Annotated in this window: 7 protein-coding genes; all 7 read left to right on the forward strand. The window is 68.2% G+C overall.

From position 1 onward, the window contains the following. Positions 1-45: 45 nt before the first annotated feature. Complete coding sequence (locus tag B8W67_RS19540; protein ID WP_085305827.1) at positions 46-1704, forward strand: glycosyltransferase family 87 protein; 1659 nt, start codon at positions 46-48, stop codon at positions 1702-1704. A gap of 82 nt (positions 1705-1786) precedes the next feature. Continuing rightward, positions 1787-2479 (forward strand): sensor domain-containing protein, encoded by a 693-nt coding sequence (locus B8W67_RS19545; protein WP_069393900.1) that lies wholly within the window; start codon positions 1787-1789, stop codon positions 2477-2479. A gap of 125 nt (positions 2480-2604) precedes the next feature. Further along, positions 2605-2895, forward strand: a complete 291-nt coding sequence (gene rpsF, locus B8W67_RS19550; RefSeq protein WP_069393901.1) for a 30S ribosomal protein S6 — start codon at positions 2605-2607, stop codon at positions 2893-2895. A 154-nt stretch (positions 2896-3049) separates the two neighbouring features. Beyond that, positions 3050-3544 carry a single-stranded DNA-binding protein gene (locus B8W67_RS19555; RefSeq protein ID WP_069393902.1) on the forward strand — a complete coding sequence of 165 codons (495 nt, stop codon included), beginning with the start codon at positions 3050-3052 and terminating at the stop codon, positions 3542-3544. A 56-nt stretch (positions 3545-3600) separates the two neighbouring features. Continuing rightward, a complete protein-coding gene (gene rpsR, locus B8W67_RS19560; protein ID WP_069393903.1) occupies positions 3601-3855 on the forward strand; it encodes a 30S ribosomal protein S18 in 255 nt (84 codons plus the stop codon). Between the two features lie 30 nt (positions 3856-3885). Continuing rightward, positions 3886-4344 (forward strand): 50S ribosomal protein L9, encoded by a 459-nt coding sequence (gene rplI, locus B8W67_RS19565; RefSeq protein WP_085305822.1) that lies wholly within the window; start codon positions 3886-3888, stop codon positions 4342-4344. 577 nt (positions 4345-4921) lie between these two features. After that, the gene (locus B8W67_RS19570; RefSeq protein ID WP_085305824.1) at positions 4922-8002 is read left to right on the forward strand and encodes a replicative DNA helicase; all 3081 of its coding nucleotides are present in this window, start codon (positions 4922-4924) and stop codon (positions 8000-8002) included. Positions 8003-8416: the final 414 nt, after the last annotated feature.

Here is an 8416-nt window from a genome sequence, read left to right on the forward strand (position 1 = left end):
GGCCCCGGTGCCGCCGCCCGGGCCGGAACCCCCGCCGCCGCCACCGTGACCGGGGCGCCAGCCACCGGCGACCGGGTGGACCGGGTGTCGCCGCGCGCGTTGGCGGCCGACCGGCGCAGCCTGACCGACCGGGACTGCCCCAGCCGCACCGATCACCTCGGCTCGGCGGTCGCCGAGGTGATCGGCGGGCCGGTGGGCCGGCACGCGCTGATCGGCCGCACCCGGTTCTTCACCCCGGTGCGGGTGATGTTCGTGGTGGCGCTGGTGTTTTTGGCGCTGGGCTGGTCGACCAAGGCGCCGTGCCTGCAGAGCACCGGCACCGGCGCCGGCGACCAGCGGGTCGCCAACTGGGACAACCAGCGCGCCTACTACCAGCTGTGCTACTCCGACACCGTGCCGCTCTACGGCGCCGAACTGCTCAACCAGGGCAAGTTCCCGTACAAGTCCAGTTGGGTGGAGACCAACGCCCACGGCATGCCGCAGACCCGCTACGACGGGGCACCGGCGGTGCGCCACATGGAGTACCCGGTGCTCACCGGCGTCTACCAGTACGTGGCGATGACGCTGGCCAAGACCTACACCGCGGCGAGCAAGGTGATCGCGTTGCCGGTGGTCGCCGAAGTGGTGGTGTTCTTCGACGTGGTGGCGTTCGGGTTGGCGCTGGCCTGGTTGATCACGCTGTGGGCGTCGGCCGGGTTGGCGGGCCGGCGGATCTGGGACGCGATGCTGATCGGGGCGTCACCGCTGGTGATCTTCCAGATCTTCACCAACTTCGACGCGCTGGCCACCGCGTTCGCGATGGCCGGGCTGCTGGCCTGGGCGCGGCGGCGTCCCACCCTGGCCGGGGTGCTGATCGGGCTGGGGGTGGCCGCCAAGCTGTACCCGCTGCTGCTGCTCGGGCCGCTGGCGGTGTTGGCGCTGCGCACCGGGCGGGGCCGGGAGGTGGTCCAGACGATCACCGCGGCAGTGGCCGGCTGGCTGCTGGTGAACCTGCCGGTGATGGTGCTGTTCCCGCGCGGGTGGTCGGAGTTCTTCCGGCTGAACTCCCGCCGCGACGCCGACATGGATTCGCTGTACAACGTCGTGAAGTCGTTCACCGGCTGGTCGGGATTCGACCCCGGGCTCGGCTTCTGGGAGCCGCCGGCGGTGCTCAACGGCGTGGTGGCCGCCGCGTTCGCGCTGTGCTGCGCGGGGATCGGCTACGTCGCGCTCACCGCACCGGTCCGCCCCCGCGTCGCCCAGCTGGCGTTCCTGCTGGTGGCAGCGTTTCTGCTGACCAACAAGGTGTGGAGCCCGCAGTTCTCGCTGTGGCTGGTGCCGCTGGCGGTGCTGGCGCTGCCGCACCGGCGGATCCTGCTGGCGTGGATGACCGTCGACGCACTGGTCTGGGTGCCGCGGATGTACTACCTGTTCGGGGCGGAGAACCGGGGCCTGCCCGAACAGTGGTTCACCGCCACCGTGGCGGTGCGCGACCTGGCGGTGGTCGCCCTGTGTGTGCTGGTGGTGCGCCAGATCTACCGGCCCGCCGAGGATCTGGTGCGCTGGGACGGCCGGGTCGACGACCCGGCCGGCGGTGTGTTCGACCGCGCCGCCGACGCCCCGCCGGGATGGCTGCCCACCTGGCTGCGTCCGCCCGCCCTTCGGCGCGAGGTGACCGACACGGATCTGACCAGCGGGACCCGATTGTCGGCGGTGTCGCGTTAGGGTGAGCACGCAGGCGCCGACCAGGGCGGTTGCCACGGCTCGGCTTGCGGATTGGTCGTTACGAGGACGGGAGAATAGCGACATGCGCCGTCGAATGGCCGCACTGATCAGTGCGGGACTCTGCCTGGTGACCGCCGCGTGCGGCGGGGCCGGAGACACCGACGACAGCGAACCGACGACGACGAGCACCACCACCAGCACGGCCCGCCCGCTGGCCGAGGGGGCGCTGGATGATCTGCTGCTCGACACCGAGCAGATCAACGCGATCATGGGGGCCGAGGAGATGGCGGTGACCCGCAATCGGGTCGCGATGTCCGACGACGCCGACACGATGGAACCCCGCGAATGCCTCGCCGTCGACGGCGCGGCGCAGGCCCAGGTCTACGCCGACAGCGGGTTCGCCGCGGTGCGGGACCTGACGTTCGCCGAGAGCGACAACTTCGAGCACTACGCCCAGGAGTCGGTGGTGATGTTCACCGGCGCCAAGCAGTCCAAGGCGTTCTTCGAGGCGTCGACCAAACAGTGGCCGGAGTGCCGCGAGTACATCCACACCCAGAGCGGCACCGAGTGGACGCCGGGGCCGATCACCACCGACAACGGGGTGATGAGCCTGATCACCATCCAGCAGAACGGCCCCCCGGAGGGCTGGGCCTGCGGGCGGGCGCTGGCGGTGCGCAACAACATCATCATCGACGTCAACACCTGCAGCGCCAAGCCGGGGGAGTCGGCCACCAAGATCGCCACCCAGATCGCCGACAAGGTGCGGGTCACCTAGACGGGCGGCGATTTCGCTGGTCGGGACCGGCTGCGGTAGCCTGATGCGCGTTGCCGACGCAGGCGACCCTCCTGCCGCGGGGATTCCCGTGGCCGCACACGACCAGAGGAGGTGATGAGGTTCCCATGCGTCCGTACGAAATCATGGTCATCCTGGACCCCACCCTTGATGAGCGCACCGTAGCCCCGTCGCTGGAGACGTTCCTCAACGTCATCCGCAAAGACGGCGGCACCGTGGAGAAGGTGGACATCTGGGGCCGGCGTCGGCTGGCCTACGAGATCGCCAAGCACGCCGAGGGCATCTACGCCGTCATCGACGTCACCGCGCAGCCGGCCACCGTGTCCGAGCTGGACCGCCAGCTGGGGCTCAACGAATCGGTGCTGCGCACCAAGGTGATGCGCGCCGACAAGCACTGATTCGGCTAAGCGACGTGGCCCAGGCGGTGCCGGTGCCTATCCTGATCAGATCCTGTCCTGATCAGATCCCGGTCGCCGTCCCGCCGGAACCGGTCGGACCCGCGCCGGGGTCCGCTCGGTGCTCGCACAACCCGCCCATTCCAGGAGGATTCTCATGGCAGCTGGTGACACCAACCTCACCATCGTCGGCAACCTGACCGCCGACCCCGACCTGCGGTTCACCCCGTCGGGCGCGGCGGTGGCGAACTTCACCGTCGCCTCCACCCCCCGCATCTTCGACCGTCAGACCGGGGAGTGGAAGGACGGCGAGGCGCTGTTCATGCGGTGCAGCATCTGGCGGGAAGCGGCCGAGAACGTGGCCGAGACCCTCACCCGGGGCGCCCGGGTGATCGTCACCGGTCGGCTCAAGCAGCGCTCGTTCGAGACCCGTGAGGGCGAGAAGCGCACCGTCATCGAACTCGACGTCGACGAGATCGGCCCGTCGCTGCGCTACGCCACCGCCAAGGTCACCAAGGTCAGCCGCGGCGGCGGCCCCCGCGGCGGCGGTGCCGCAGCGAGCTCGGCGGGCGCACCCCCGGCCGAGGACCCGTGGGGCAGCGCCCCGGCGTCGGGCTCCTTCGGCGGCGGCGACGACGAACCCCCCTTCTAACCGGCCCGGCGCCCCGGCGCCGAGCCCCCGTACGAGAGAACGAAAGAGATAGATCCATGGCTAAGTCCAACAAGCGGCGGCCCGCCCCCGAGAAGCCGGTCAAGACCCGCAAGTGCGCGTTCTGCGCCAAAAAGGGGCAGGAGATCGACTACAAGGACACCGCGCTGCTGCGCACGTTCATCAGCGAGCGGGGCAAGATCCGCGCACGCCGGGTGACCGGCAACTGTGTCCAGCACCAGCGCGACATTGCGATCGCGGTGAAGAACGCCCGCGAGGTGGCGCTGCTGCCGTTCACCTCCTCGACGCGGTAAGCCGCGCCACCGGAACGGAAAGTACACATCATGAAGCTGATTTTGACCGCCGAAGTGGACCACCTCGGGGTGGCCGGCGACACCGTTGAGGTCAAGGACGGCTACGGCCGCAACTTCCTGCTGCCGCGCGGGCTGGCGATCCCGGCCACCCGCGGCGCCCAGAAGCAGGCCGACGAGATCCGTCGGGCCCGCGAGGCCAAGCAGGTCCGCGACCGCGAGCACGCCGACGAGCTCAAGGCGGCGCTGAGCGACCTGGGCACGATCGCGCTGCCGGCGAAGACCACCGCCGGCTCCGGCAAGCTGTTCGGGTCGGTGACCGCCGCCGACATCGTCCAGGCGATCAAGAAGGCCGGCGGCCCGCACCTGGAGAAGCGCATCCTGCGGATGCCCGAGGGCCACATCAAGTCGGTCGGCCAGCACATCGTCGGGGTGCTGCTGCACCCGGAGGTCGACGTCGACGTCACCATCGACGTCGTTGGCCAGGACTAGTCGGTCAGGACTAGTCGGCCAGGACTGGTCGGTCGCGACGGGTGTCCTGGGCCCGCGGTTAGCCGACAAGACACAGCCCGCCTGTAACGCCCCGGTGGCAAGCCTGTGTGCTTGCCCCGGGGCGTTGCCGCGCCTGGGCCGCGCCTGGGTCCCGGGCCGGGCGTTCGCAGCAAACACGCGCGCCGGGTCGCAAGCTCAGCTAACCTAATTGGCTGTTTACCCAGGGCTTTCCCGCCGGTCACGCAACACGCCCGAAGGCGTCATTTTCGCGACACGCCGAGGCGATTGTCATCCACAGTGCACAACCCCGCACCAGCGGCTCTGAACTGCGCAGATGTGAAACAGGTAAGCAGTCTTACACAGGTTATCCCCAACCGGTTAACACCCCGGGGCGGCTCTATCCACAGGCGGTCCACAACTCCATCAACAAGCTCGTTTGGGGACCGCGTCAGCAACCTCTACTCTCAAGGCGGCCCACGGTCGGTCCGGGTCGGACGACCGGGGTTGTCGGGGGGCTGTCGTAGGGCTGTCGTAGCGTGCGGGCCACCGGAAACGGGGAAGGGAGTGTGGCGGCGGTATGGCCGTTGTCGATGACCTCGGGGCGTCGGGAGGCTCCTCGCGTGGCCCGGCTGAGGGGCCGCCGCCCAACGAGGATTTCGGGCGCCAACCGCCGCAGGACCTCACCGCCGAACAGTCGGTGCTCGGCGGGATGCTGCTGTCCAAGGACGCCGTCGCCGACGTCCTCGAGCGGCTGCGCCCCGGCGACTTCTACCGCCCGGCGCACCAGAACATCTACGACGCGATCCTCGACCTCTACGGCCGCGGCGAACCGGCCGACGCGGTCACCGTCGCCGCCGAGCTGGATCGGCGCGGCCTGCTGCGCCGGGTCGGCGGCGCCCCGTACCTGCACACGCTGATCTCCACGGTGCCCACCGCCGCCAACGCCGGCTACTACGCCGGGATCGTCGCGGAGAAGGCGCTGCTGCGCCGGCTGGTGGAGGCCGGCACCCGGGTGGTGCAGTACGGCTACGCCGGCGCGGACGGGGCCGATGTCGCCGAGGTCGTCGACCGGGCGCAGGCGGAGATCTACGAGGTCACCGAGCAGCGCTCCGCGGAGGACTTCGTCCCCCTGGAGGAGCTGCTGCAGCCCACCATGGACGAGATCGACGCGATCGCCTCCAGCGGGGGACTCGCCCGCGGGGTGCCCACCGGGTTCACCGACTTCGACGAGGTGACCAACGGGCTGCACGCCGGTCAGATGATCATCGTCGCCGCGCGTCCCGGGATGGGGAAGGCGCTGTCGCTGAACACGCCGCTGCCCACGCCGACCGGCTGGACCACGATGGGGCAGGTGGCCGTCGGGGAGCACCTGCTCGACGCCGACGGACGCCCGACGCGGGTAGTGGCGGCCACCGACGTGATGGTCGACCGGCCCTGTTTCGAAGTCGAATTCTCCGACGGATCGGTGATCGTCGCCGACGCCGAACACCAGTGGCCCACAGCTCGGGGGGTGGTGACCACCGCCGCGTTGCGTGGCGGCACCGACTACCTGGCCCCGCCGTCACCGCCCGGGGACACCGGGGGGCACGCGGTCAAGGTCGAGACGGTCGGCCGCGTTGAGACCGTCCCGGTGCGTTGCGTACAGGTCGACAACGCCGCCCGGCTGTATCTGGCCGGTCCCGGCATGGTGCCCACCCACAACTCCACCCTCGGCCTGGATTTCATGCGATCCTGTTCGATCAAGAACCGGATGGCCAGCGTCATCTTCTCGCTGGAGATGAGCAAATCCGAGATCGTGATGCGCCTGCTGTCCGCGGAGGCCAAGATCAAGCTGGCCGACATGCGGTCCGGTCGGATGAGCGACGACGACTGGACCCGGTTGGCGCGGCGGATGAGCGAGATCAGCGAGGCGCCGCTGTACATCGACGACTCGCCGAACCTGACCATGATGGAGATCCGCGCCAAGGCCCGTCGGCTGAGCCAGAAGGCCGATCTGCGGCTGGTGGTGGTCGACTACCTGCAGCTGATGACCTCGGGGAAGAAGTTCGAATCCCGCCAGGTGGAGGTCTCGGAGTTCTCCCGAAACCTCAAGCTGTTGGCCAAGGAGCTGGAGATCCCGGTGATCGCGATCAGCCAGCTCAACCGCGGGCCCGAGCAGCGCACCGACAAAAAGCCCATGCTGGCCGACCTACGCGAGTCGGGCTGTCTGACCGCGTCCACTCGGGTTCTGCGCGCCGACACCGGGGCCGAGGTGACACTGGGTGAGTTGCTGCGCACCGGGGAGCGCCCCCTGGTGTGGTCGCTCAACGAGGACCGCCGGATGGTGCCGCGCCGCATGACCAACGTGTTTCCCAGCGGACACCGGGAAGTGTTCACGCTGCGACTGGCGTCGGGGCGCGAGGTGGAGGCGACGGCCAACCACCCGTTCCTGACGATCGACGGATGGGTCGCATTGGGCGACCTGACGGTCGGCGACAGGGTGGCGGTGCCACGCCGGGTGCCCGAACCGGTCCAGACCGAGCGCCGCGCCGACGCGGAAGTCATCCTGCTGGCACACATGATCGGAGACGGTTCCTGTGTGCGTCATCAGCCGATCCGCTACGCCTCGGTCGATGAGCAGAACCTGACGGCGGTGCGTGCGGCGGCCACGCACTTCGGGGTCACCGCGGTGCGCGACGACTACCCGGCGGCGCGGGTCACCACCCTACGGCTGCCGGCGCCCTACCGCTTGACCCACGGTCGACGCAACCCGATCGCAGAGTGGCTGGACACGCTTGGCCTCTTCGGACTGCGCAGTCACGAAAAATTCGTGCCCGACGAGGTTTTCAGCCTTCCCCACGATCAGGTGGTGCTGTTCCTTCGCCATCTGTGGTCCACCGACGGTTCGGTGCGCTGGGATGGGCGCTCAGGTGGGGCGAGAATCTACTACGCATCGACCAGTCGACGTCTGATCGATGGTGTGGCCAGCCTGTTGTTGCGGATGGGAGTGCTGAGCCGGATCAAAAGGGTGCGCAAGGCCGGCTACCGTGATGGTTGGCATCTGTACATCTACGGTGCGGAGAACCAGGTGCGGTTCCTCCACAACGTCGGCGCACACGGCGCCAAGGCGGCTGCAGCGCAGGAGATCCTGACAAACCTGCACGATGTCGTACGCAACCCGAATTTGGACACCGTGCCGAAAGAGGTGTGGGAGAAGGTCCGGGGGCTTCTGCAAGAACGAGGCATGAGTCACCGTGCGTTCGCTGCGGCGATGAACACTCAGTTCTGCGGATCGACCCTGTGGAAGCACGCGCCGAGCCGTGACCGCCTGCACCGGGTCGCTGCGGTTCTTGAGGACCATGATTTGCACGGGTACGCAACCGATGCGGTTTTCTGGGACTCCATCGTGGAGATCACCAGCATCGGCTACCACGACGTGTTCGACGGCACCGTGGAGGAGACTCACAACTTCGTCGCACAAGGAATTTCGGTGCACAATTCCCTGGAGCAGGACGCCGACATGGTGGTCCTGCTACACCGCCCGGACGCCTTCGACCGCGACGATCCGCGGGTGGGGGAGGCCGACCTGATTCTGGCCAAGCACCGCAACGGGCCGACGTCGACGATTTCTGTTGCCCACCAACTGCATTTGTCGCGATTCACCAACATGGCGCGGTAGGGGAGTGCTTTTGTAGGTTCTCGCGCCGCGTGTCATTTTCTCAGCGGCGGTGTCATGTCGTTGCCATATTTCTCAGAGGCGTGTCATGCGAGTTGACGCATATTTCAGAGCGAGAGGCGGAGCGGCTTGGGTGGTCGCAGAGGTGACGCGCCTGTGGACCGACGAAATATTGGCGGGCTCCCTTCAATAAACGGGTGGGTTTCCCATACAGCTATGCGGCCGATTAGTCCTGTGATGGACATCGAATGTCGGTGCGTGACGCTATCGTCGAGGCCGTGCTGAAGGGACTAGACCATGCCATCAGACGACTCGACCAGCGGGTCGTCCGAGATGCCGAGGTTGCGTCCACCAGAGTGGTGTACGAGTCGGGACCTGATCTTGGTGACCGGCGTGTCGTAGCCAAATGATTGAAGG

This window comes from Mycolicibacillus koreensis (assembly GCF_002104795.1).
Classification (GTDB): Bacteria; Actinomycetota; Actinomycetes; order Mycobacteriales; family Mycobacteriaceae; genus Mycobacterium; species Mycobacterium koreense.

Bases quoted from the DNA above. Each gene is read 5' to 3' on its own strand.
- B8W67_RS19545 (WP_069393900.1), top strand. From the start codon at position 1,787: ATGCGCCGTCGAATGGCCGCACTGATCAGTGCGGGACTCTGCCTGGTG.
- rpsF (WP_069393901.1), top strand. From the start codon at position 2,605: ATGCGTCCGTACGAAATCATGGTCATCCTGGACCCCACCCTTGATGAG.
- B8W67_RS19555 (WP_069393902.1), top strand. From the start codon at position 3,050: ATGGCAGCTGGTGACACCAACCTCACCATCGTCGGCAACCTGACCGCC.
- rpsR (WP_069393903.1), top strand. From the start codon at position 3,601: ATGGCTAAGTCCAACAAGCGGCGGCCCGCCCCCGAGAAGCCGGTCAAG.
- rplI (WP_085305822.1), top strand. From the start codon at position 3,886: ATGAAGCTGATTTTGACCGCCGAAGTGGACCACCTCGGGGTGGCCGGC.
- B8W67_RS19570 (WP_085305824.1), top strand. From the start codon at position 4,922: ATGGCCGTTGTCGATGACCTCGGGGCGTCGGGAGGCTCCTCGCGTGGC.